24 protein-coding genes are annotated in these 20,559 nt (G+C 70.8%); 16 read left to right on the top strand and 8 right to left on the bottom strand.

The genetic code is table 11. The annotated features are described in order from the left end of the window. Positions 1–94 precede the first annotated feature (94 nt). Both HDA45_RS39375 and HDA45_RS39380 read left to right on the top strand, forming a co-directional pair. A complete protein-coding gene (locus HDA45_RS39375) occupies positions 95–334 on the top strand; it encodes a helix-turn-helix domain-containing protein (protein ID WP_246480942.1) in 240 nt (79 codons plus the stop codon). A gap of 106 nt (positions 335–440) precedes the next feature. Then, positions 441–1,574 carry a helix-turn-helix domain-containing protein gene (locus tag HDA45_RS39380; protein WP_184904212.1) on the top strand — a complete coding sequence of 378 codons (1,134 nt, stop codon included), beginning with the start codon at positions 441–443 and terminating at the stop codon, positions 1,572–1,574. A 3-nt stretch (positions 1,575–1,577) separates the two neighbouring features. Here HDA45_RS39380 and HDA45_RS39385 read toward each other — a convergent pair whose 3' ends face one another. Both HDA45_RS39385 and HDA45_RS39390 read right to left on the bottom strand, forming a co-directional pair. Beyond that, positions 1,578–3,890, bottom strand: coding sequence for a LuxR C-terminal-related transcriptional regulator (locus HDA45_RS39385; protein WP_184904214.1), 2,313 nt, complete (start codon positions 3,888–3,890; stop codon positions 1,578–1,580). Between the two features lie 89 nt (positions 3,891–3,979). Continuing rightward, the gene (locus tag HDA45_RS39390) at positions 3,980–4,213 is read right to left on the bottom strand and encodes a hypothetical protein (RefSeq protein ID WP_184904216.1); all 234 of its coding nucleotides are present in this window, start codon (positions 4,211–4,213) and stop codon (positions 3,980–3,982) included. A 180-nt stretch (positions 4,214–4,393) separates the two neighbouring features. Here HDA45_RS39390 and HDA45_RS39395 point away from each other — a divergent pair, with 180 nt between their 5' ends. From HDA45_RS39395 to HDA45_RS39415, 5 genes are all read left to right on the top strand, one after another. After that, complete coding sequence (locus tag HDA45_RS39395) at positions 4,394–5,578, top strand: histidine kinase (RefSeq protein ID WP_184904218.1); 1,185 nt, start codon at positions 4,394–4,396, stop codon at positions 5,576–5,578. Beyond that, positions 5,579–6,250 carry a response regulator gene (locus tag HDA45_RS39400; RefSeq protein WP_184904220.1) on the top strand — a complete coding sequence of 224 codons (672 nt, stop codon included), beginning with the start codon at positions 5,579–5,581 and terminating at the stop codon, positions 6,248–6,250. It abuts the gene before it with no gap. An 84-nt stretch (positions 6,251–6,334) separates the two neighbouring features. Then, a complete protein-coding gene (locus HDA45_RS39405) occupies positions 6,335–6,910 on the top strand; it encodes a dihydrofolate reductase family protein (RefSeq protein ID WP_184904222.1) in 576 nt (191 codons plus the stop codon). A gap of 292 nt (positions 6,911–7,202) precedes the next feature. Beyond that, positions 7,203–7,718, top strand: a complete 516-nt coding sequence (locus HDA45_RS39410; protein WP_184904225.1) for a DUF4232 domain-containing protein — start codon at positions 7,203–7,205, stop codon at positions 7,716–7,718. 25 nt (positions 7,719–7,743) lie between these two features. After that, positions 7,744–8,295 carry a DUF4232 domain-containing protein gene (locus HDA45_RS39415; RefSeq protein WP_184904227.1) on the top strand — a complete coding sequence of 184 codons (552 nt, stop codon included), beginning with the start codon at positions 7,744–7,746 and terminating at the stop codon, positions 8,293–8,295. A gap of 5 nt (positions 8,296–8,300) precedes the next feature. Here the strand turns inward: HDA45_RS39415 and HDA45_RS39420 are convergent, their stop codons facing one another. After that, the gene (locus tag HDA45_RS39420) at positions 8,301–8,714 is read right to left on the bottom strand and encodes an ATP-binding protein (protein ID WP_184904229.1); all 414 of its coding nucleotides are present in this window, start codon (positions 8,712–8,714) and stop codon (positions 8,301–8,303) included. Positions 8,715–8,871: 157 nt separating this feature from the next. Between HDA45_RS39420 and HDA45_RS39425 the strand changes: the two genes are divergently transcribed. Then, positions 8,872–9,216, top strand: a complete 345-nt coding sequence (locus HDA45_RS39425) for an STAS domain-containing protein (protein ID WP_343072260.1) — start codon at positions 8,872–8,874, stop codon at positions 9,214–9,216. Positions 9,217–9,229: 13 nt separating this feature from the next. Here the strand turns inward: HDA45_RS39425 and HDA45_RS39430 are convergent, their stop codons facing one another. Together HDA45_RS39430 and HDA45_RS39435 are read right to left on the bottom strand one after the other, a co-directional pair. After that, complete coding sequence (locus HDA45_RS39430) at positions 9,230–9,688, bottom strand: STAS domain-containing protein (RefSeq protein WP_184904233.1); 459 nt, start codon at positions 9,686–9,688, stop codon at positions 9,230–9,232. Positions 9,689–9,919: 231 nt separating this feature from the next. Beyond that, on the bottom strand, positions 9,920–10,258 hold the full coding sequence (locus tag HDA45_RS39435; RefSeq protein WP_184904235.1) for a winged helix-turn-helix transcriptional regulator: 339 nt from the start codon (positions 10,256–10,258) through the stop codon (positions 9,920–9,922). Positions 10,259–10,326: 68 nt separating this feature from the next. On the opposite strand from HDA45_RS39435, the gene HDA45_RS39440 reads away from it, so the two are divergent. Beyond that, positions 10,327–10,884: a carboxymuconolactone decarboxylase family protein gene (locus HDA45_RS39440; protein WP_184904237.1), complete on the top strand. Its 558-nt coding sequence runs from the start codon at positions 10,327–10,329 to the stop codon at positions 10,882–10,884. On the opposite strand, the gene HDA45_RS39445 is transcribed toward HDA45_RS39440, so the two are convergent. Beyond that, positions 10,881–11,093 carry a hypothetical protein gene (locus tag HDA45_RS39445; RefSeq protein WP_184904239.1) on the bottom strand — a complete coding sequence of 71 codons (213 nt, stop codon included), beginning with the start codon at positions 11,091–11,093 and terminating at the stop codon, positions 10,881–10,883. The two genes, HDA45_RS39440 and HDA45_RS39445, sit on opposite strands and share 4 nt — an antisense overlap. Before the next feature lie 115 nt (positions 11,094–11,208). After that, positions 11,209–12,195, bottom strand: a complete 987-nt coding sequence (locus HDA45_RS39450) for a LysR family transcriptional regulator (RefSeq protein WP_184904241.1) — start codon at positions 12,193–12,195, stop codon at positions 11,209–11,211. A 102-nt stretch (positions 12,196–12,297) separates the two neighbouring features. On the opposite strand from HDA45_RS39450, the gene HDA45_RS39455 reads away from it, so the two are divergent. Then, positions 12,298–13,713, top strand: coding sequence for an aminopeptidase P family protein (locus HDA45_RS39455; protein WP_184904243.1), 1,416 nt, complete (start codon positions 12,298–12,300; stop codon positions 13,711–13,713). 74 nt (positions 13,714–13,787) lie between these two features. Here HDA45_RS39455 and HDA45_RS39460 read toward each other — a convergent pair whose 3' ends face one another. Further along, positions 13,788–14,927 carry a metalloprotease gene (locus HDA45_RS39460; RefSeq protein ID WP_184904246.1) on the bottom strand — a complete coding sequence of 380 codons (1,140 nt, stop codon included), beginning with the start codon at positions 14,925–14,927 and terminating at the stop codon, positions 13,788–13,790. A gap of 243 nt (positions 14,928–15,170) precedes the next feature. Between HDA45_RS39460 and HDA45_RS39465 the strand changes: the two genes are divergently transcribed. The 6 genes from HDA45_RS39465 to HDA45_RS39490 all read left to right on the top strand — a co-directional run bounded on the left by HDA45_RS39465 (position 15,171) and on the right by HDA45_RS39490 (position 20,540). Next, a complete protein-coding gene (locus HDA45_RS39465; RefSeq protein WP_184904248.1) occupies positions 15,171–15,770 on the top strand; it encodes a helix-turn-helix domain-containing protein in 600 nt (199 codons plus the stop codon). Positions 15,771–15,848: 78 nt separating this feature from the next. Continuing rightward, positions 15,849–17,021 (top strand): NAD(P)/FAD-dependent oxidoreductase, encoded by a 1,173-nt coding sequence (locus HDA45_RS39470; protein WP_184904250.1) that lies wholly within the window; start codon positions 15,849–15,851, stop codon positions 17,019–17,021. Continuing rightward, a complete protein-coding gene (locus tag HDA45_RS39475) occupies positions 17,018–17,284 on the top strand; it encodes a 2Fe-2S iron-sulfur cluster-binding protein (RefSeq protein ID WP_184904252.1) in 267 nt (88 codons plus the stop codon). Before HDA45_RS39470 ends, HDA45_RS39475 begins: the two co-directional genes overlap by 4 nt. Further along, a complete protein-coding gene (locus HDA45_RS39480) occupies positions 17,281–18,630 on the top strand; it encodes an FAD-dependent oxidoreductase (protein WP_184904254.1) in 1,350 nt (449 codons plus the stop codon). Before HDA45_RS39475 ends, HDA45_RS39480 begins: the two co-directional genes overlap by 4 nt. Then, positions 18,627–19,538: a dihydrodipicolinate synthase family protein gene (locus HDA45_RS39485; protein ID WP_184904256.1), complete on the top strand. Its 912-nt coding sequence runs from the start codon at positions 18,627–18,629 to the stop codon at positions 19,536–19,538. The genes HDA45_RS39480 and HDA45_RS39485 overlap by 4 nt, the downstream gene beginning before the upstream one ends. Continuing rightward, positions 19,539–20,540 (top strand): proline racemase family protein, encoded by a 1,002-nt coding sequence (locus tag HDA45_RS39490; protein WP_184904258.1) that lies wholly within the window; start codon positions 19,539–19,541, stop codon positions 20,538–20,540. The last annotated feature ends 19 nt before the right edge of the window (positions 20,541–20,559 follow it).

Consider the following 20,559-nt stretch of genomic DNA (forward strand, 5'->3'; position numbering starts at 1 on the left):
AACCCACCGTGCGGAAACCGATGCGGGCACTGTTGCTCGCCGTCAGCGTCACCGTCGCGATCATCGCCGCGAGGTCTTCCCCGAGGAGAAGGCGATGGCGTACGCGCTCGGCGAGCGGACCGCGCATCCGGACGAACTGGACGGGGAGTGCCTGACCAAACGCGAGCGCGAGATCGCCGTCCTGGTCGGTGAGGGGCTCTCCAACCGGGACATCGCGGCGGAACTGGTGATCTCCGCCCGCACCGTCGAGACGCACGTGCGGCACCTCATGACCAAACTCGGCGCCGGTAACCGGACGCAGATCGCGACCTGGGTGGTCGCCACGAACGGGTGATCAGTAGGCCGAATGGACGCGAGTACGTAATTCACCCGATGTGCCCCGCTACCGCGCGGTAGCAGACTCGGCGACCCGACGATTCCCGCTGCCCCGGAGGTCGACGATGACCGCGTCCCACGCTCCAGTCCGCCCCGCGCCCGCCCGTTCCGCCGCGCTCGTGATCGCCCGCGCGGTCGTCGACGGCATCCGGCACGCCCTGCCCGAGCACGCCGCTCTGTTCGACACGCGCGCCACGGAGTTCGTCGCCCTGGTCTTGGAGTACGACGCGATGGACTCCGCACTGGGTATCGCCGCCGGCGCGGACGCCTTCCGGGAAGCCGGGGTCGCCGAGTACGCCGACGGCAAGGGGCTGGACCGCCTCTCCCGGGCCTACCACTCGGCGGGCAGGGGCGCCCTGCCCGTGCTGGCCTCGCTGTCGCGGCAGCCCGGCGCCGGGTCGGCCTTGATGGACACCGGCGTGGAGGCCCTGCTCCGCTGCGCCGACGTCCTGATCAGGCTTTCCACCACCGCGTACCGGGCCGCGCACACGCCGTCGGTGGCCGAGTTGCGCCGCGATCTGCTGAAGGAGATCTTGAGCGGCCGCCCGCCCGCGAAGTGGACGGCACTCGCGGCCGCCGCGGGCTGGGTGCCGCCCGCCCGGGTGGTCGCCGTCGCCGCCGAGCCCGGTGCTGCCCGCGCCTCGTTCGGCCCGGAGGTACTGGCCGATCTCACCGGCGAGTACCCGCATCTCCTGGTGCCCGACGACATCGAGGTCGGTGGAGTCCTGACGGGGACGCGGATGGCCGTCGGGCCCGCGGTGGCGCCCGCCGAAGCCGCGGCCTCGTTGCGGTGGGCCCGCCGGACGCTGGAACTGGTCCGGCGGGAGGTGATCGAGGACGGCCCCCTCGTGCGCTGGTCGGACCACCTGACCACGCATTGGCTGTTCGCCGACGAGGTGCTCACCGGCGCGCTCGTCACGCGCAGCCTGGCGCCGATCGCCGATCTGCCGCCGAACGAGCGCACCAAACTCGCCGAAACCCTCGAAGCCATGCTCGCCGCCCGCGGCGGGGCGCCCGAGATCGCGAACAACCTCGGCGTCCACCCGCAGACGGTCCGCAACCGCCTGCGACGTCTCCGTGTCCTGTTCGGCGCCCGGCTGGACGATCCCCAGGAGCGGCTGGACCTGCGGATCGCCTTGCGCGCGGACCTGCTCGCCCCGGAACCGGCCCGGCCGGTCACCCCGATCAGGGCGGCGTGAGGGTCAGGCGGGATCCGCGGACCGGGTCACCCACGTGGCGACCTGGACGCGGTTGGAGTAGCCGAGTTTGGTGAGGATGTGGTCGATGTGGGTGTCCACCGTGCGCCGGGCGATGCCGAGCCGGTCGGCGATCTCCTGGTTCGTCAGCCCCTCGGCGACCACGTGCGCGATCTCGGTCTCGCGTTTGGTGAGCACCTGCGCTGTCTGTTTCCGTGGCGCGTGGGACCGCTCCTCGAGGGCGTAAGCGATGGCGTCGCCGGTGGGCATCGCGGCGCCGTCGGCGAACTCCTTGATCGCGACCTCCCACCCCAGCGCCGACGTCACGGCGTCGGTGTCGGCCTGCAGCGGTTCGGTGAAAGCCTCGTACCGCGTCGGCCAAGCGCCCACCGTCCGCCAGACGTTCATCGCGGCGCCCTGCAGGATCGCGGCCCGGTTCGGGCGGCCGGTGCGGGCCGCGCAGCCCGCCAGGACGGTGAGGGTGAACCCGACGACGACGCGGTCGTCCACCCGCTCGTGCAGGCGCAGGACCTGCTCGCAGCACCGGCTCGCCACGGAGAGATCGCCTTGGAGGTACTCGGCGGCGGCACGGGACCACAGTGCCCAGCCCCGCCAGAAGACCTCGCCCCGCCGCTCGCAGCGCTCGACGGATTCGGCCAGCACCGCCCGGCCGCGGTCGATGTCGCCGTCCAGCCAGACGGCCAGCCCGTGGTTGTAGCTCGCCCAGAGGTCCGCGCCCTCGTCGCCGTGGGCGCGGAAGAGGTCGATCGCCGTGCCGAACAGACGCGACGCCTCGGGCATGTCGTTGCCGATCAGCGCGGCGTAGGCGCGGACGTGGAGCACGTACGCGGCGGCGAGCTCGTCACCGCTCGTCTCGGCTTCGGCGGCCGCCCTGTCCACCATGCACCGATAGGCGGGCATGTCTCCCTGCACCAGGGCCAGGAAACCGGACAGCCACAGCACGTGTGCCCGCTCCGGGATCTCCGGCGGCGCGGCCTCGTCGAGCCGCCGGACCCACATCCGGCCCTCGGTGTTCAGCCCGCGGACGATCCAGAACTCCTTGACGTCGCGCAACATCCGCAGCCCGACGACAGCGTCCTCGGGGCCGCCGGTGCAGAAGTCGAGGGCGACGCGCAGGTTCGCGTGCTCGCGCCGCAACCGGCCGATCCAGCCGAGCTGATCGGTCTCCAGCCACTCGGTGGCGTACCGGCCGGCGAGTTCGGCGAACCAGTCACGGTGCCGTTTGCGGAACTCCGCCGTCCCGCCCGTCTCGATCAGCCTGTCGGCGCCGTACTCGCGTACCGACTCCAGCATGCGGTACCGCACGCCGCCCGGGTACTCCTCGCGCAGCAGGATGGACTTGTCGAGCAGCCCGTCGACGACTTCGAGGACGCTTTCGCAGGGCAGTTCGCCGCCGGAACAGACCTGTTCGGCTGCGTCGAGGTCGAAGCTGCCGGAGAACACCGACGCGCGCGCCCACAGCAGCCGTTCGGGGCCGGTGCACAGGTCGTGGCTCCAGTCGATCAGCGCCCGCATGGTCTCGTGCCGTTCCGGCCGCCCGCGCCGGTCCTTCGTGAGCACGGAGAACTGCCTGTCGAGCCTGTCGGCCAGCTGGCGCAGGGACAACGCCCGCGCGCGGACGGCGGCCAGTTCGATGGCCAGCGGCAGCCCGTCGAGCCTGCGGCACAGCCGGATCAGCGGTTCGATGTCGTCTTCGGTGAGCCGGAACGACGGCGCGACCGCGGTCGCGCGGTCCACGAACAAGCGCACGGACTCGTCGTTCACCACGCGTTCGAAGGAGTCGCCCTGTTCCGGCACCGCCAGCGGCGGCACCGGCAGGACCCGCTCGCCCGCCACGCCGAGGGACTGCCTACTCGTGGCCAGCACGGTCACCTGGGGACATTCCCTGACGATGGTGTCGGCGAACCAGGCGCAGCTGTCGACCAGATGCTCACAGTTGTCCAGCACCAGGAGCAACCGGCTCGCCCGCAGCGCCTCGACGACCACCTCGATGGCCGGTTTGGCCGAACGGTCGCCGAAGCCGAGCACGTTCGCCACCGTCGGCACCAGCAACGCGGGTTCCCGCAGTTCGGCCAGCGACACGAACGCGACCTCGTCGGCGGTCGCCTCACGACGGGCCGCCGCGATCCGCCACGCCAGCCTGGTCTTGCCCACCCCGCCCGGTCCGGTCAGCGTGACCAGCGAGGAGGCTTCCAGCAGACGCCGCGCCTCGCCGGTCTCGACGTCGCGGCCCACGTAGCTGGTCACTTCGGTGGGATCGCCCGACCACCCCGAAAGCGAGCCAACTCCGTCCGCCATGCACTCTCCCGCGATCGACCAGACCCGCGACCTCCGTCCGATGTAGACGGAAGTCGCCCGGCTGCGGATCCTAGCGGACCGGCGTCGCCCTAGCGGGACACTTGCTTGCCGCGGTCGTACGCCCAGCCCGCCAGCACCACTCCGGCCGCCGCGAGCAGCAGGAACACGATCAGCCTGCCTGCCCATTCACCGGGTACCCAGTCGAACGCTCCCCACAACTGGGTCGCCGAATGATCGAACAGGCCGCGGATGGCGGCCTGCGCGAAGACGGCGACGGCCACCATCCCGAAGATCTGCAGCCCCAGCCAGCCGCCCTTGCTCATGCTTCGTACCCCCTGTTTCGCGGTTGTGCGTCCAGCATCTCCCCGGCGGGCGGCGAGCACATCCGCACCGCGTCGCGTGCCGCGTTCGACCAAAGTCGATCCCGGCCGAGACCGAGGTCGAGGACGGGATCGTCCCGTGTCCGGCTGCGCCGCCCTCGGCGGGTCGACCATGATGGGCCCGTGATCACCGAAGCCGGCGCCCAGCCGCCCCTCCGGCCGTGGGGGCAGGCCTGGCGCCTGCTGGCCGCGGCCGCGATGGGCGTGCTGATCTGGATCGTCACGGCGTCGCAACTGCCGGTGGGGGCGGCGGGACCGAGGATCGAGTGGATGATCACCGGTGATCCGCTGGTGGCGCTCGCCTGCCTCGTCGCGCTGCTGTGGCGCCGTCGCTTCCCCGTCACGATCGCGCTCGCGGTCATCCTCGCCTCGACGGTTTCGGTTTTGGCGGGTGGCGCGTCGTTGCTGGCGCTCTGTTCGCTGTCCACCCGTCGGAGACCGGCCGAGACGGTGGTCGCGGCGGTGTTGTCCGTGGTGACCGCGGTGCTGACCGCGGACTTCTACCCGCACCGCGAGCCGACGGGACCGCTGTGGCTGGTGCTCAGTCTCCCCACCTTGATGGTGGGCATCGTGGTCGCCGTCGGCGCCGCGATCGGCGCGCGCCGCGAGGAGGTGCGCTCCCTGCGGGAACGGGTCGAGAGCGCGGAACGGGAGCAGGCCGCCCGCGCCGCCGAGGCACGGATCGTGGAGCGGCACCGGATCGCCCGCGAGATGCACGACGTCCTCGCGCACCGGGTCTCGCTGGTCGCCATGCAGGCCGGGGTGCTGGGGCACCGCCCGGACCTGCCCGCCGACCAGATCGCCGAACTGGCTCGCGGTATCGCCGAGGGTTCCCATCAGGCGCTGGAAGAACTGCGGGACGTCCTCGGTGTGCTGCGGGCGAGCCCGGACGAGCTGGAGCCGCCGCAGCCCTCGCTCACCGATCTGCCCGCGCTCGTCGCGGACGCCAGGGCATTGGGGCTGGACGTCACCTTGACGACCACGACGGCGGGTGAGCCGCCCGACGCGACCGCGAGGACCGTCTACCGGATCGTGCAGGAAGGGCTGACCAACGCGGGCAAACACGCGCCGGGAGCCAGGGTGGCGGTCACCGTCGAGGGAACCGCGGGCGACGGCTTGCGGGCGACGGTCCGGGATTCCGGTGCGGCGCGGAGGATCGCGGGCCCGCCCGTTTCGGGATACGGGCTGCTCGGGCTCTCCGAGCGGGTCGAGCTGGCGGGCGGCGAACTGGACCACCATCCGGAACCCGGCGGCGGGTTCGTCCTCGCCGCGCGGCTACCGTGGCCGGTCCGGGAAGGGAGCGAGTGAATGGACAGCGAGCGGGTCCGGGTCGTGCTCGTCGACGACGAGCATCTGGTGCGGATGGCGTTGCGGCTCATCGTCGACGGCGAACCCGACCTCGTCGTGGTCGGCGAGGCCGCCGACGGCGACGCCGCGGTGACCATGGTGGGGGAGCAGCGGCCCGACGTCGTGCTGATGGACGTCCGGATGCCCGGGCGCGACGGGATCAGCGCGACCGAGGAGATCCTCGAGCTCCCGGAGTCGCCGCGGGTCCTGGTGCTCACCACGTTCGACTCGGACGAGATGGTGCTGGGCGCGCTGCGCGTCGGCGCGCTCGGGTTCCTTCTCAAGGACACCCCGCCGCCGCGGATACTGGCGGCGATCCGGACGGTCGCCACCGGGGAGCCCGCCCTTTCGCCCGCCGCCACGGCGAGGCTGATCGCCGCGGCCACCGGTCCGCACTCATCCGACGCGCGCCGCGCGTCCCGCGAGACGGCGGCCGGGCTGCTGGCCACGCTGACCGACCGCGAACGCGAGACCGCGAGTGCCATCGCCGAGGGGCTGTCCAACACCGACGTCGCGCGGAGACTGGCCATCACCGTCGCGACGGTGAAGGCGCACACGAGCAGCATGCTCGCCAAACTCGGCGTCGAGAACCGCGTCCAGATCGCCCTGCTCGTCCGCGACGCCGAGGGCTGAAACTTTTTTCCGGCGCGATGTCGAATCCGCCGGTTCCCGGTCGACGCGGTATCGAAAGCAGTTCACCGAACAAGGAGAAACCAGATGCGCACCCTGATCGCCACCGCGTTCGTCTCGCTCGACGGCGTCGTCGAGGGGCCCGGCGGGGAGCCGGGCTACCGCAACTCCGGCTGGACCTTCAAGGACATCGAGTTCGACGAAGCGGCCTACGAACTCAAGGGCCGTGAACAGGGCGAGGCCACGGCGATGATGATGGGCCGGGCCAGTTACCAGGCGTTCTCGCCGGTGTGGCCGGACATGACCGTGGAGTTCGCCGGTTACAACGCGATGCCGAAGTACGTCGTTTCGGCCACGCTGCGGGAGGACGAGCTGGTCGGCAACTGGGGTGAGACCACGATCCTGCGTTCGCTGGCCGACGTCGCCGCGCTCAAGGAGACCGAGGGCGGGCCGATCATCGTCCACGGCAGCGCGGAGCTGAACCGGAACCTCGCCGACGCGGGCCTGATCGACCGCTACCACCTGCTGCTGTTCCCGGTCCTGCTCGGCGCGGGCAAGAAGCTGTTCAGCGACACCGACAAGGACAAGCAGAGCCTCAAGCTCGTCGAGAGCGAGGCCTACGGCAACGGTGTCCAGAAGCTGGTCTACGACGTCGTCCGGTGATCGTGCTGGTCCAGCTACCTGAAGTGTCCCGTGTGGACAGTCAGGGGTGCGGCCGCGCCGGCCCTTCCGTGTGTCGCGAAAGCCACTTTCGCGACGTCTGATGTCCCGAAAGTGGCTTTCGCGACACGAGCGCCGGCCGCGCACGCACGGCGACGATCTCAAGACGCCCGTCACTCCTCGGGGTTGCTTTCGGGGGATCAACATCATCTTCACGCATCTTCCGGGCGTGCGTGGGCATCTTTCCCAGTGAGATCGATCGATGTGAATCGATCACCGAGCGGGAGGAGATGACATGAACGTCCAGGTGAAGAAGACCGCCACGGCGATGACCATCGGGGGACTGGTCGCGGGCGGGCTCCTGGTCGCGGGCGGTGTCGCCGGGGCGATGCCGAGCGACAAGCTCTGCGGGGCCTCCGACGTCGAGGTGACCGTGACACCGGATCCGACGCACGCGACGGGCCACGAGGCCTACGTCCTCACCTACACCGCGGCTTCGCCGACCACGAACTGCAAGCTCCAGGGCGCGCCCACGGCGCTGACGTTCGTCGCCGACGGGCAGCTGATCGACGACGTCACCGTCGTCCCGGACCCCACGGCGGCGAACGCCGCGCCGGTGAATCTGCGCGAGGGGCACCCGGCCGTGTCGCGCATCGTGCAGGCCTCGGCCGAGGAGCCGAACGCGCTCACCCCGACCACGATCACGTTCGACCTGCCGACCGGGCCGGGCGGCGTTCCCGTCGTCGCGGATTGGCCCGCTGGTGAGCCGCTGAAGGGCGCCACCGTCCAGGCCACCGCCGTCACCGCCTGACTTTCGCCGATCGAGGGAGAAGACCATGTCCAGCAAGCAGATCAAACGGGTTTCCGTGGGTGTCGCCGTGCTGACCGGAACGCTCGCGCTGACGGTGGCCGGACCGGCGGAAGCCGCCACGCCGCGGTGCGCGACGGAGGATCTCGCGGTCTCCCTGGGGGAACCGAAACAACTCGAAGAGGCGACGGGGCAGTACGACGTTCCGGTGACTTTCAAGAACATTTCGTCCCACACCTGCGGTCTGCACGGGGTGCCCGGCGTCGACCTGGTCGGCCCGGACGATCCGAACGGGCCCGTCTACCACCTGCCGCGGGTGGACAACGGCGTGCGGGTCAACGAGGTGCCGCCGGGTTCGACGGCGACCGCGACCGTCACCGTGCTCACGCAGGATCCGGGTTCGGTCGGCAGCGGGGGTTCGACCTCCTGGACGCCCGCGAAACTGGTGACCACCCCGCCGGGGCAGGCCGAGGCGCTGAGCGCGGACTGGCCGTCGGGCCTGCCGGTGCTTCGCCAGGACGCCGCCACGCATCCGGGCAGCTGGGTCAACGGAATCCTCGCCGACCCCCTGGTGCGCTGACGCGGTCAGACCGAGGGGCAGGGCCACGCGAGCCGGACGATGGTCCCGGTGGGCGTACTCGTCACCGACACCTCGGGGGCGAAGGCGCGGATGATCGGCAGGCCGCGTCCGCCGTCCGGGCGGCGCCCATCGCGCCAGCGGCCCTCGTCGGCGACGGTGATCTTGATGTGACCGTCGGCGCGGGCGGCGGTGATCGTCATGAAGTTGTCGTCGGTGCCGTCCGGATAAGCGTGTTTGACGACGTTGGTCATCGCCTCGTAGGCCGTGAGTTTGAGGTCCTCGGCCAGTTCGCGGGGAAGGCCTCGTGCGAGGGCCCAGTTCGCCAGGACGTCCCGCAACGCGGCGGCCTGGGCGGGAACGGCGGCGACCTGGAGGACCAGCTCGTCGGTGCTCTGGTGCACCGGCTCGTCGATCGGCATCACGGAGCTTCTCCTCGTCGTCCGCCGCGGTCCACGACCGCCGGATCATCGACCAGATTAAGGCACCGCCGGGATCGGGGCGCGAGTGCCGCGCGGGCAGGGGCCGGGATCCGATATCTTCGGGACTCTCGGGGTGCGATCGTGAGGGAGTGTGACGGTGACGAGCGGAGACGGTGACAACCGGGAGGTTCCGTTCTCGGTGTCCATCGCCAGGCCCGATGGCGCCGAGGTCGTCATAGCGGTGGCGGGGGAGATCGACCTGACGACGTCCGAAGACCTCAAGGAGACGTTCGAGGAGGCCCTGGAACCCGTGCCGGGCCGCCTCGTCGTCGATCTCGTGGACGTGGAGTTCTGCGATTCCACCGGTTTGGCGACCCTGGTCCGGATCAACGACCGGTGCACCACTCAGGGCGTCGACCTGAGTTTCCTGCCGTCGCCGACGATCCGGCGGCTCGCGCTGAAGACGGGCCTCTCCACCCTGCTGCCGCTCGCCGGATCCTGACGGCCCTCGCGGCTCAGGAGCTCGGCGTGGGCAGGGCCTTCGGTACTTCGCGGATCGCCGTGGCGAGGTGCTGGAAAACGGGGATGTGGGCGTCGACGCCGAACAAGTGCAGCAACCGCAGCACCGGTCGGGTGCTCGCGACGATCCCGGTCGTCCGGTGTTCGGCGCGGGCGCGGGCGGCGGCGGTTTCGATGACGCGCAGCCCTGCGACGCCGAGGAAGGCGACCTCGGTGAGGTCCAGCACGGTGGCGGCGGGAAGGTCGCCGCACAGCGCGTGCTCGAGCCGGCCGGCGGTGGCGAGATCGATCTCGCCGGTGGCGGAAACGACGAGCAGGTCTTCACTCCATCGGGTCCAACGGACCTGCAACAGATGTTCTTCCGGCGGTCGGGGTTGCGGAACGGTCGTGTGGACGACGGTGCGCAGGGCGGGGCCGTCACGGCTGCCCCGCGTGGACGGGATTCGATCGGTCATGATGCTGGTCTCCCGGATAGCCGGGGACGAGACGGACAACGGGTAAGCCTGCACAACGGCTGCGCAAGTCAACTCGCCGCCGCGTCGCCCTGTGAAAGAGCTGGGCCGCGGACGTGCGGGTCGTTCGCGCGGGCTGGTGGACTCAACCTCACGTACCTCTCACCGTACGCTGCTCCCCACTCCTGGCAAGACGGCGCCGGGTGAACAATCATGATTCACGCTCGCGCATGGTCACTCGCGCAAGGCCTTTTCCCAGGCGAGACCCCATTTCTCCAAGGGGTGCAACGCTTCGAGAAGCTGTTCACCCAGTGGTGTCAGCGCGTAACCGTCGTCGTCGGTTTCGACGATGCGGGCTTCGGCGAGCTCGCCTAGCCGTGTGGTGAGCACGCTCGACGACATCCGCTCGCAGCGGCGCTGGAGTTCGCGGAATCCGAGGCGCTCCGAGCGCAGTTCCCAGATCACCCGCAGGGTCCACCGGCGTCCCAGCAGGTCGAGCGCGGCCATGAGCGGGCGGCCGGTTTCGGAGCCGCGGACCGGCCGTCCGGGGCGCGGGATCGGGTCGTCGGGCATGAAACCCCCTTGTGCTTCGACTTTCGAAGCAGCATAGTGGTTCGAAAGTCGAAGCACTCGAGGTGGTCATGGCGCGGATCGCACCGCTCACCCCGCCTTATCAGGCGGCGGTCGAAGAAGCCCTTCGCAAATGGATGCCGCCCGGCGTGGCGCGGGAACCACTGGCGCTTTTCAGGTTGCTGCAGCACCACTCGGAGCTGGCTTCGCGAATGCGGGTCCTGGGCGCCGGTTTGCTCGCGCACGGGGAATTACCCGCGCTGGACCGGGAAATCGTCATCGCACGGGTAACCGCGCGCTGCGGATGCCGCTACGAATGGGGTGTCCACGCGGCGGTTTTCGCATCCGTGGTCGGGCTGACGCCGGAACAGGTCGAAGCGACCGTGTCCGGCGATCCCGGGCATCCGGCGTGGTCTGGACGTCAGCGCGCGTTGATCGCCGCCGTCGACGAACTCCATGACACGGCAACGGTTTGCGACGACACGTGGACCAAGCTCGCCGAGCACTTTCCCGCTGATCAGCTCCTGGAATTCCTCGTGCTCGCGGGCTGGTACCGGACGATCGCCTACGTGGCCAACGGCGTCGGTCTCGAGGAGGAGCCATGGGCCGCCCCGTATCCCGATCGCTAGGGCTGGTGTGAGTCGACTTCCCTGGTGTCGTCCCGTTCTCGTTTCGAGGCCCGCCACGAGGCGAGAGTGCACAAAAGTGCGGCCACGAAGCCGAGCGCGGTGAGTGTCCCGGCCCAGACGGCGCCGGTGCTGGCGAGGAGGTAGAGCTGGACCAGGGCGGTGCACGTGTAGACGACCGCCAGTCCCAGCCACAGCCGTTGCGTCATCATCTCCCGTCTCCGTTCCCCTCGAGTACCGGGTCAATCGCGGCGAGGCGGGATGTGGTTACAAGGTGTTCGAAAGCGGTCGTTTCCTGACGGTGGGCCGTGTTCGCCGCAGCACCGCTCAGGTACCGGCCACCCGGAAGAAGTCCACCAACCCGTCCCAGGACTGCGAACTCCGCCGCCGTTCCCACCACGTCCGGAACGGCGTCGACGCCATCGCGTGCCGCGTGTACGACGTCATCACCGCGCGGTACACGTTTTCCGCCTGGTCCCACGTCAGGCGCTCCTTGCGCCAGGCGAGCACGAGGCGCATCCGCATCGGGTCGTCCTTCAGCGGCCGGACGACCATCCCCGGCAGTTCGGGCGCGGTCGGTTCCACGAGTTGCACCGCCTGCCCGGCGGCGATCAGATGCCGTCCGCCGCCGTTGGGGCATTCGAAGCGGATCCGCGGCGTGAACCCGGCGCGGTGCGTCGCCGCGCGCAGCGACGTCAGCGAGCCGTCTTCGGGGCCCGGTGGCCCGATCCACGCCTCGTCCGCGAGGTCGGCGAGGTCGACCTCGAAGCCGTCGGCGAGCCGGTGCCGGGCGGGGAGGCCGACGAAGATCGGCAGCCACGAGAACAGCACCCGATGCCCCAGATGTTTGGCCAGTGGCACTTCCTGGTCGTCGGACATGGCGATGACGGCGATGTCGAGGGTGGCGCGCGCCAGCGCCTGCGCCAGCACCGCACTGGACGGCTCCACGTGAACGGTCACGTCCAGCCCCGGCAGCGCGTCGTCCAGCCGCTCGACGAAGGTGGGCAGACAGTCCATTTGGGACGATCCGAGCCGCACGGGACCGTCACCCAGCGCGCCGAGGAGATCGCTTTCGAACCGGTCGAATTCCACCAGGAGGGTGAGCGCGCGGCGGAGCGTCTGCTCGCCGACGGGGGTCGGGGTCACGCCGGTGTGACTGCGGACGAACAGCGGCGCGCCGATCTGCCGTTCGAGCCGTTGGAGCAGCGAGGTCAGCGACGGCTGGGACATGCCCAGCGCGGCGGCCGCCTGCGAGAGGCTGCCGGCTTCGGCGATGGCGCAGATCGCCCGCAGGTGCCGGATCTCCAGGGCCATAGGCGGAGTCTATCGCCGCCGGTCATTACGGCACGCCCGTTCGCGGTGTGAGGGTGCGGCTAGGCACTGTCCTAGAAGTCCGACTACCTGAAGGGGGAGCCGATGACCGGCGACCGAACCCGGCCGGATCTGCGCACGCTGCTGGCCGCCAAGGGGTTCCGCAACTGGATCAGTGACGGCTGGGAGCCCGCCGACGACGTGGTCGCGGTGCCGCCCGGCACCGCCGAGGCCGCCGCCGCTCACCGTGGCAGGCTGTCCGCGGAATTGCCCGGTCAGCGGATCGCGCTCGCGGCGGGCCGGTCGGTGGTGCGCTCCAACGACACCTTCCACGGCTTCCGCGCCGACAGCGACTTCGTCTGGCTCACCGGCTGCCAGCGTGAAGGCGCGATCCTGGTGCTGTCCCCGGCCGGGGACAGCCACCACGCCACGCTGTACGTCCCGCGCCCCGCCGAGGCGCACGAGCCCGACTTCGTGGGCGACGCCGACACCAGTCCGCTGTGGGTCGGCACCGCCGCCGGGCCCGCCGCGTACGGGGACGCGCTCGGGATCGACTGCCGCCCGCTGGAGGACCTCCCGCACGGCTTGCGCGGGCGGAATCCGGGCGTCCTGGTCGGTGCCGGGGTCGATCCGGCGCTCGACGCCTTCGGCTTCGGCCACAGCGAACGGCTCCGGACCGTCCTCGGAGACCTGCGCCGTATCAAGGACGACTGGGAGATCGGCCAGTTGCGCGACGCCGTCGACGCCACCGCCCTCGGGTTCGCCGACGTGCTGTCCGCGTTGCCCGAGGCTGTCCGCGGTGGCGGGGAACGCTGGTTGCAGGGCACCTTCGACCGGCGCGCCCGCACCGAAGGCACCGGCCCCGGCTACACGTCCATCGTCGCCGCCGGGCCGCACGCGCCGATCCTGCACTGGACGCGGTGCGACGGCGCGGTGACCGAGGACAGCCTGTTGCTCCTCGACGCCGGGGTCGAGCTGGAATCCCTGTACACGGCCGACATCACCCGCACCTTCCCGGTCGGCGGGGAGTTCACGACGGCGCAGCGCGACGTCTACGACCTGGTGTACAAGGCACAGCTCGCGGCGCTGGCGGAGGTGCGCCCCGGCCGGGAGTTCGCCGCCTTCCAGACGACGGCGCTGGGGGTGCTCGCGTCGGGGTTGCACGATTGGGGTCTCCTCCCGGTGTCGGTGGACGAAGCGCTGTCGCCGGACGGGCAACAGCATCGGCGCTACATCGTCTGCGGTACCGGCCACTTCCTCGGACTCGACGTCCACGACTGCGCCGCCGCCCATCCCTCCGGCTATCGCGAGGGCACCCTGGCCGAGGGGATGGCGCTGGCGGTGGAGCCCGGTCTGTACTTCCACGCGGGCGACCGCACGGTGCCGCCGGAACTGCGCGGTCTCGGCGTCCGCATCGAGGACAACGTCGTGGTCACCGGATCGGGGCACGACCTGCTCTCCGGCGGTTTCCCGTCGACCGCCGACGAGATCACCACCTGGGTCCGGGCGGCCAGGGGGTGAAGGACGCTTTCCCCGCGTCCCACACGGTGAAGGGCGCTTTCCCCGCATGACATGCGGGGAAAGCGCCCCTCATCTCAGTACGAAATGGTGTGCCCGGCGAGGATCCGCTGCGCCGTACCGGTCGTGGACAGCCCCGCGGCGGGCCTGTCCTCGGTGAAGTACTCGCGGAAGTCCTGGCTGAAGTCGCGGGTCATCAGCGCGATCGTGCGGTTCCAGTTCCCGCCGTCCGGCCCGTTCGCCGCCCACAGGTCCAGCAGGGACGAGCCGACCCGGCCCTGCACGGTGTCGCCACGGTCCCAGCCCGGCGTCGAAGCGTCGTTCTGGAAGCTGTAGGAGTTGCCGTTGTCGTAGACGTAGCGGTAATCGCCGAGGGCGTAGGCCGCGACGGCGTCGGCGAAGCCTTCGGTCCACGCGCACGATTCCGAACTGTGCTTCTCGATGTAATGCGGATTGCAGTCCTCGACCACGGGGAAGCCGCGCCCGTAGAGCTGCCATTGCAGCCAGTGCCCGGCTTCGTGGAGCACAAGGTGCTTCGAGTCCGGCATCGTGGCGCCGAGGAAGACGTAGTTCGTGTTCGGGTAGTCCCAATAGCCGCCGTCGGCGACCTTCGGATCCCAGACGAACGTGATCTGGTCGCAGCGGCCGTCGGACTGGCGGCTGGTCCAGCAGGACGAGCTGGGGTTGGCGCGTTTCCAGTAGAGGACGTTGAGCGTGTCGACCACCTTCCAGGCCCGCTGCAGCGCGGAAGGCACTTTCACCGTGCCGAGGTCTTGGGTACCGGCCACGTTCGTGCGGCGTGCCGAGTCGAACGCGTAGTCGGTGGTGTTGTTCGCGGCCTTGACCACCCGCCACATCGAGGTGCTGCTCGACCGGAACCGGACGTACGCCTCGGCGAGGGAAGCGTTGTGGCAGGCGGTGAACCGGCCGTCGGACGCGCCGGTGATACCGCTGGAGAGCCTGGTCGCCGAGCCGGAGCCGGTGCGGCCCCACAGTTCCCAGTTCGCGTTTCGCGCGACCTGCGTGCGCACGGGTTTGCTCGTCCCGGCTTCCGCGTCGAGATGGTCGAAGGCGAGTGTGCCGGTGAGACAGGCGTTCGCGGCCGCTGTCGCCGGTGCGGTGGCCACGGCCGCGGTCAGCCCGAGGGTGGTGACGAGCACCGCGCCGAACGCGCGAAGCCGTCTTCCGGCCGATGAGGATCTACGGATCAGCTGCACGGGAATCTCCTCGCTCGAGGGATACGGAGATATGGCGGTGTGGCCCGTGACCCTGTGTCGACGGTGACACACCGGTTGGTGAAGGAGTTTCATCGCGGCCGGCGGCGCCCACCATCGCGTCGCCCCATCGGCCGCGGCTATGCCCACCCCGTCGGGAGGCGTGTCATGATGTCCGCGAACTCGATCGGCAAAGCGAACGATTCGCCCTCCGGTCGTACGGTTTGACGAACGACGGGAGCGGTGGTGGAGGACGAGACGCCCTCGATCCGGGACATGCTGGCGGTCAACCTGCGCGCGGCCAGGGCGGCGAGGGGGATCTCGCTGTCGGAGCTTTCCCGCAGGTCGGGGATCGGCAAGGCGACGCTTTCGCAGCTGGAGTCCGGCGGCGGCAATCCGACCATCGAGACCGTGTTCAGCCTCTCGAGGGTGCTGGAGGTGGCGATCTCCGATCTGCTCGACCATCGCGCGGGCGGCGCGCTCACCGTCGTGCGCGGCGCGGACGTCGAGGTGCTGCGCGGCGAGGGAGTGGATCTTCGGCCGCTGCGCCGCATCGAGACCGGTGACGGCGTCTTCGAGGTGTACGACCAGGTGGTGCGCGGTGACGCGCCACAGCGTTCGCAGGGGCACGTCGGGGTCGAGCACACCGTCGTGCAGAGCGGCTCGCTGAGGGTCGAGGTGGCGGGCAAGACCGTCGATGTCGGACCCGGTGATTACGTGGCCTTCGACGCCCGCGAGCCGCATTGCTACACCGCGTCCGACGGGCCGGTGCATTCGGTCCTGCTGCTGCAGTATCGCGCCGACGAGCGGCTCGACGGCAGGCCTCATCCCGTGCTGAGGGGCTGACGGCTCCCGCGGTATTGACACCCTTCCCGCGGGGAACCTACGCTCCGATCGTTCGCTTTACCGAACGCTGGAGGGTCGATGAACCGAACGCGTGCGGTCGTCCTCGGTGCCGGTATCGTCGGCGCCGCGTGCGCCCGCGAGCTGAGCCTTTCGGGCTTCGACGTCGTGGTCGTGGATCGCGGCCGCCCCGCCGGGGGCACCACTTCGCACGGTGAGGGCAACGTCCTCGTCTCCGACAAAGGACCGGGCGCCGAACTCGAACTCGCGAAGCTTTCGGCACGCCTGTGGCCGCGAGTGGTCGCCGAGATCGCCGACGAGGACGCGCGGGCCGCCTCGGCGATCGAGTACGACCCCAAGGGCGGCATCGTGGTCGCCACCACGGAGGACGGCGCCCGCGCCCTCACCTCGTTCGCCGGTACGCAAACCGGTGTCCGCGCGGAACCGTTGTCTCCCCAGGAACTCGCCGACGCCGAACCCGCGCTCACCCGCGAGGTGACCGCCGCGTTCCACTACCCGGAGGACGCTCAGGTCCAGCCCGCGGGAGCGGCGCTGGCGCTGCTGGGCTCGGCGCTGCGCCACGGCGCGCGGCTGCGGTCCGACACCGAGGTCCTCGGCGCGTCCGTCCGAAGTGGACGGATCACCGGCGTCCGCGTGCCTGGTGAGGTCATCGAGGCCGACATCGTCGTGAACGCCGCCGGTCCGTGGGCCGGTCAGGTGTCGGCGCTTCTCGGCGCACCGATCGCGATCCGCCCTCGCCGGGGTGAGGTGCTGGTGACCACCCCGATGCCCGGTGTGATCCGGCACAAGGTCTACGACGCCGATTACGTCGGCGCGGTCGGCGCCGATTCGGGGGAACTGCAGACCTCCGCCGTCGTCGAGTCGACCTGGGGTGGCTCCGTGCTGATCGGCTCGTCACGCCGCCGGGTGGAGTTCGACGACGCCATCCGGCCGGACGTGCTGAGCGCCATCGCGGTCAAGGCCTTGCGGCTGTTCCCGTCGCTCGCCGACGTCGCGGTGATGCGGGCGTACGGCGGTTTCCGGCCCTACGTGGACGATCACCTCCCGGTCCTCGGCGAGGATCCGCGGCTGGGGAACCTTTGGCACACCACCGGACACGAAGGCGCCGGCATCGGGCTGAGCGTCGGAACCGCGCTGCTGCTGCGCGAACTGCTCACCGGGACGGAGCCCGCGATGCCGGTCGACGAGTTCACGCCTGCCCGTCCGGCGGTACTGGCCGAGGTGGCCGCGTGAGCGACCGGCCGATCCGGATCACCGTCGACGGCGAAGCCCTGACCGGGATCGCGGGCCAAAGCGTGGCGGGAGTACTGCTCGCCGCGGGCCGGATCTCCTGGCGCACCACGCGTTCCGGTGCACCGCGCGGCGTTTTCTGCGGCATCGGCGCGTGCTTCGATTGCCTGCTCACGGTCAACGACGTGCCCGACGTCCGCGCGTGCCGCCGTCCGGCCGCCGACGGCGACGAGATCCGCACCCAGTCACGGGAGGAGAACACGTGAGCCGGCATGTGGTGATCGTCGGCGCCGGGCCCGCCGGGCTCGCGGCCGTCGAGCACGCCTTGCGGGCCGGTGCCCGCGTCACGGTGCTGGACCAGGCGGAGTCGCCCGGCGGCCAGTACCACCGCAGGCCGCCGGGGGCCGACGCGGCACGGCATGGCCGATCGGACTTCGACCGGCGCCGCCGTCTTCTCGCGCATCCGAGGTGCCGGTGGTGGCCCGGCGCGGCCGTCTGGGCGTTCGACCGGGTGGAGAATCGCCTGCACGTGCTGCGGGGGCAGCCGGACGGCAGCGGACGGCGACGGCTCACCCTGGTTCCCGACGCGCTGATCCTGGCGACCGGCGCGCACGACCGCACCCTGCCGTTTCCCGGCTGGGAACTGCCCGGCGTGTACACCGCGGGCGCGGCGCAGGCGCTGGCGAAAGGGGAGCGGGTCGCGATCGGCGGGCGGGTCCTCGTCGCCGGAGCCGGACCGTTCCTGCTGCCGGTGGCGGAATCGCTGCTGGACGTCGGGGCCGAGGTGGTCGCCGTGCTGGAGGCGAACCCGTTCACGACCGTCCGAAAAGGATGGTCGGCGCGGCCGTGGCGGCTGGCGGCTCAGGCGGGCAAGGCGGGCGAACTGGGCCGCTACGCCGCGACACTGGCCCGTCATCGTGTCCCGTACCGGTTCGGCCGGGCCGTGATCGAGGCACGGGGTGCGGACAGCGTCCGCGAGGTCGTGACCGCCGGGGTCCGCGCGGACTGGTCGATCATCCCCGGCACCGAGCGGACGTACGAGGTCGACGCGGTCTGCGTCGGGCACGGTTTCGTCCCGCAGCCCGAACTGGCCGTCGCCGCGGGCTGTGTCCTGGACGGTGGTTTCGTGAAGGTGGACGGCGAGCAACGGACCACAGTGGACGGTGTCTTCGCCGCGGGCGAGATCACCGGTATCGGCGGCGCGGTCACCTCGGCGGCCGAAGGCGCTGTGGCGGGCCGGGCCGCGGCGGGGGAGAAGCCCGCTCCGGCGTTGATCCGCGCACGCGACCGCGCCCTCACGTTCGCCGGGCGTCTCGCCTCGGCTCATCCGATCGGCACGGCCTGGCGAAGCTGGCTGCGCGAGGACACGATCGTCTGCCGTTGCGAGGAAACGACCTACGGCGAACTCGTCCGCGCGACCACGGACCCGGCCCGTCCCGGCCCGCACGCGCTGAAACTCGGCACCCGGGCGGGCCTCGGCCCGTGTCAGGGCCGGATGTGCGGTCCCGCCGTGTCCGAACTCTGCGGTGGTACCGAACGGCACCACCGCCCGATCGCCCAGCCGATCCGGCTCGGCGAACTCGCCGCCCGAACCGAAGGAGAACCTGGATGAGCACCCCCGACCTCGGTGGCGTCGTCGTCGCGACCGCCCTCCCGTACCGGGTGGACGCGACGGCGCCCGCCGGGCTGGCCGTGGACTACGACGCCTACGCCGCCCACTGCCGGTGGCTGATCGACAACGGCTGCCGGGGCGTCGGCCCGAATGGATCCCTCGGCGAGTACTCGTCGCTCACCGACGACGAACGGCGTCGCGTCGCCCGCACCGCGATCGAAACCGTGGGGGAGGACGGCATCGTCGTCGTCGGCGTCCACGGCCCCGGGTCGCATCAGGCCAGGCACTGGGCCGAACTCGCCGCCGAAGACGGTGCGCACGGCCTGTTGTGCCTGCCGCCCACGATGTACCGCGCGAACCACGGCGAGGTGCTCGCGCATTTCGAGGCGGTGGCGTCGGTCGGCCTGCCGGTGATGGTCTACAACAACCCCATCGACACCAAGGTCGACCTCACCCCGGCGCTGCTGGCCGAGATCGCGGCGATCGACAACGTGGTGGCGGTCAAGGAGTTCTCCGGTGACGTCCGGCGGGTGCTGGAGATCCGGGAGCAGGCGCCGGGCCTCGACGTGATCAGCGGCGCCGACGACGTCGTGCTGGAAAGCCTGCTGATGGGCGCGACAGGCTGGTTCGCCGGCTTCCCCAACGTGTTCCCTGCCGAGTCGGTGCGCCTGTTCGACCTGGCGAGGGCGGGCAAACTCGAGGAGGCCAGGGCGCTGTACGAACCGCTGGTGGCCGCGTTCCGCTGGGACTCGCGCACGGAGTTCGTGCAGGCGATCAAACTCGGTATGGATCTCGTCGGCCGCTACGGCGGACCGTGCCGTCCGCCGCGCGGACCGCTGACCGACGAGCACCGCGAGCAGGTCACCGCCGACATGCGCCGCGCGCTCGCCTCGCTGGGGGTGGGGTAGGTGCGGTCGATCCGGTCGATCACCGCCGTCGACTCGCATACCGAGGGCATGCCGACCCGGGTGGTGACCGGCGGGGTCGGCGTCATCCCGGGCGACACGATGGCCGAACGCCGCCGGTACTTCATGGACCACCTGGACCACCTGCGACAGTTCCTGATGAACGAGCCGCGCGGCCACTCCGCGATGAGCGGCGCGATCCTGCAGCCACCGGCCCGTCCGGACGCAGACTGGGGCGTGGTCTACATCGAGGTGTCGGGCTGCCTGCCGATGTGCGGGCACGGCACGATCGGTGTGGCGACCGTGCTGGTGGAGACCGGGATGGTCGAGGTGACCGAACCGAAGACCGTGGTGCGCCTGGACACCCCGGCCGGGCTGGTGCACGCCGAGGTCGACGTCCGGGACGGCAGGGCGGAACGGGTCAAGCTGCGCAACGTCGCGTCGTTCCTCGCCGAGCGGGACGCGTCGGTCGAGGTCCCGGGGCTCGGCGAGGTGCGCTACGACCTGGCTTACGGCGGCAACTTCTACGCCATCCTGGAACTGTCCCAAGTGGACATCCCGTTCGAGCGGACGGAAAAGGACCGGATCCTCGCGGCGGGACTGGACATCATGGCGGCGATCGATGACCAGCGTCCGCCGAAGCATCCGGCCGACCCGCTGATCGGCGGCTGCAAGCACGTCCAGTTCCTCGCGCCGGGATCGGACGCCCGCGCGTCGCGGAACGCGATGGCGATCCACCCCGGCTGGTTCGACCGGTCGCCGTGCGGCACCGGCACGTCGGCCCGGATGGCCCAGCTGCACGCCCGCGGCGAGTTGCCGCTGCACACGCCGTTCGAGAACAGCTCGTTCATCGGGACCACGTTCACCGGGGAACTGGTGGCCGAGACCACCGTCGGAGGTGTCCCCGCCGTGGTGCCGGAGTTCTCCGGGCGGGCTTGGATCACCGGCAACGCGACCTATCTGCTCGACCCGGACGATCCCTTCCCCGCGGGCTTCGTCCTCTGAGCTGGCTGAAGGGGCCCTT

It is taken from the genome of Amycolatopsis umgeniensis (genome assembly GCF_014205155.1).
GTDB classification, from domain to species: Bacteria; Actinomycetota; Actinomycetes; order Mycobacteriales; family Pseudonocardiaceae; genus Amycolatopsis; species Amycolatopsis umgeniensis.

What these genes read in the sequence shown, in the direction of transcription:
- HDA45_RS39375 (WP_246480942.1), top strand. Translation starts at nt 95, where the DNA reads ATGGCGTACGCGCTCGGCGAGCGGACCGCGCATCCGGACGAACTGGAC.
- HDA45_RS39380 (WP_184904212.1), top strand. Translation starts at nt 441, where the DNA reads ATGACCGCGTCCCACGCTCCAGTCCGCCCCGCGCCCGCCCGTTCCGCC.
- HDA45_RS39385 (WP_184904214.1), bottom strand. Translation starts at nt 3,890, where the DNA reads ATGGCGGACGGAGTTGGCTCGCTTTCGGGGTGGTCGGGCGATCCCACC.
- HDA45_RS39390 (WP_184904216.1), bottom strand. Translation starts at nt 4,213, where the DNA reads ATGAGCAAGGGCGGCTGGCTGGGGCTGCAGATCTTCGGGATGGTGGCC.
- HDA45_RS39400 (WP_184904220.1), top strand. Translation starts at nt 5,579, where the DNA reads ATGGACAGCGAGCGGGTCCGGGTCGTGCTCGTCGACGACGAGCATCTG.
- HDA45_RS39405 (WP_184904222.1), top strand. Translation starts at nt 6,335, where the DNA reads ATGCGCACCCTGATCGCCACCGCGTTCGTCTCGCTCGACGGCGTCGTC.
- HDA45_RS39410 (WP_184904225.1), top strand. Translation starts at nt 7,203, where the DNA reads ATGAACGTCCAGGTGAAGAAGACCGCCACGGCGATGACCATCGGGGGA.
- HDA45_RS39415 (WP_184904227.1), top strand. Translation starts at nt 7,744, where the DNA reads ATGTCCAGCAAGCAGATCAAACGGGTTTCCGTGGGTGTCGCCGTGCTG.
- HDA45_RS39420 (WP_184904229.1), bottom strand. Translation starts at nt 8,714, where the DNA reads ATGCCGATCGACGAGCCGGTGCACCAGAGCACCGACGAGCTGGTCCTC.
- HDA45_RS39430 (WP_184904233.1), bottom strand. Translation starts at nt 9,688, where the DNA reads ATGACCGATCGAATCCCGTCCACGCGGGGCAGCCGTGACGGCCCCGCC.
- HDA45_RS39435 (WP_184904235.1), bottom strand. Translation starts at nt 10,258, where the DNA reads ATGCCCGACGACCCGATCCCGCGCCCCGGACGGCCGGTCCGCGGCTCC.
- HDA45_RS39440 (WP_184904237.1), top strand. Translation starts at nt 10,327, where the DNA reads ATGGCGCGGATCGCACCGCTCACCCCGCCTTATCAGGCGGCGGTCGAA.
- HDA45_RS39445 (WP_184904239.1), bottom strand. Translation starts at nt 11,093, where the DNA reads ATGATGACGCAACGGCTGTGGCTGGGACTGGCGGTCGTCTACACGTGC.
- HDA45_RS39450 (WP_184904241.1), bottom strand. Translation starts at nt 12,195, where the DNA reads ATGGCCCTGGAGATCCGGCACCTGCGGGCGATCTGCGCCATCGCCGAA.
- HDA45_RS39455 (WP_184904243.1), top strand. Translation starts at nt 12,298, where the DNA reads ATGACCGGCGACCGAACCCGGCCGGATCTGCGCACGCTGCTGGCCGCC.
- HDA45_RS39470 (WP_184904250.1), top strand. Translation starts at nt 15,849, where the DNA reads ATGAACCGAACGCGTGCGGTCGTCCTCGGTGCCGGTATCGTCGGCGCC.
- HDA45_RS39485 (WP_184904256.1), top strand. Translation starts at nt 18,627, where the DNA reads ATGAGCACCCCCGACCTCGGTGGCGTCGTCGTCGCGACCGCCCTCCCG.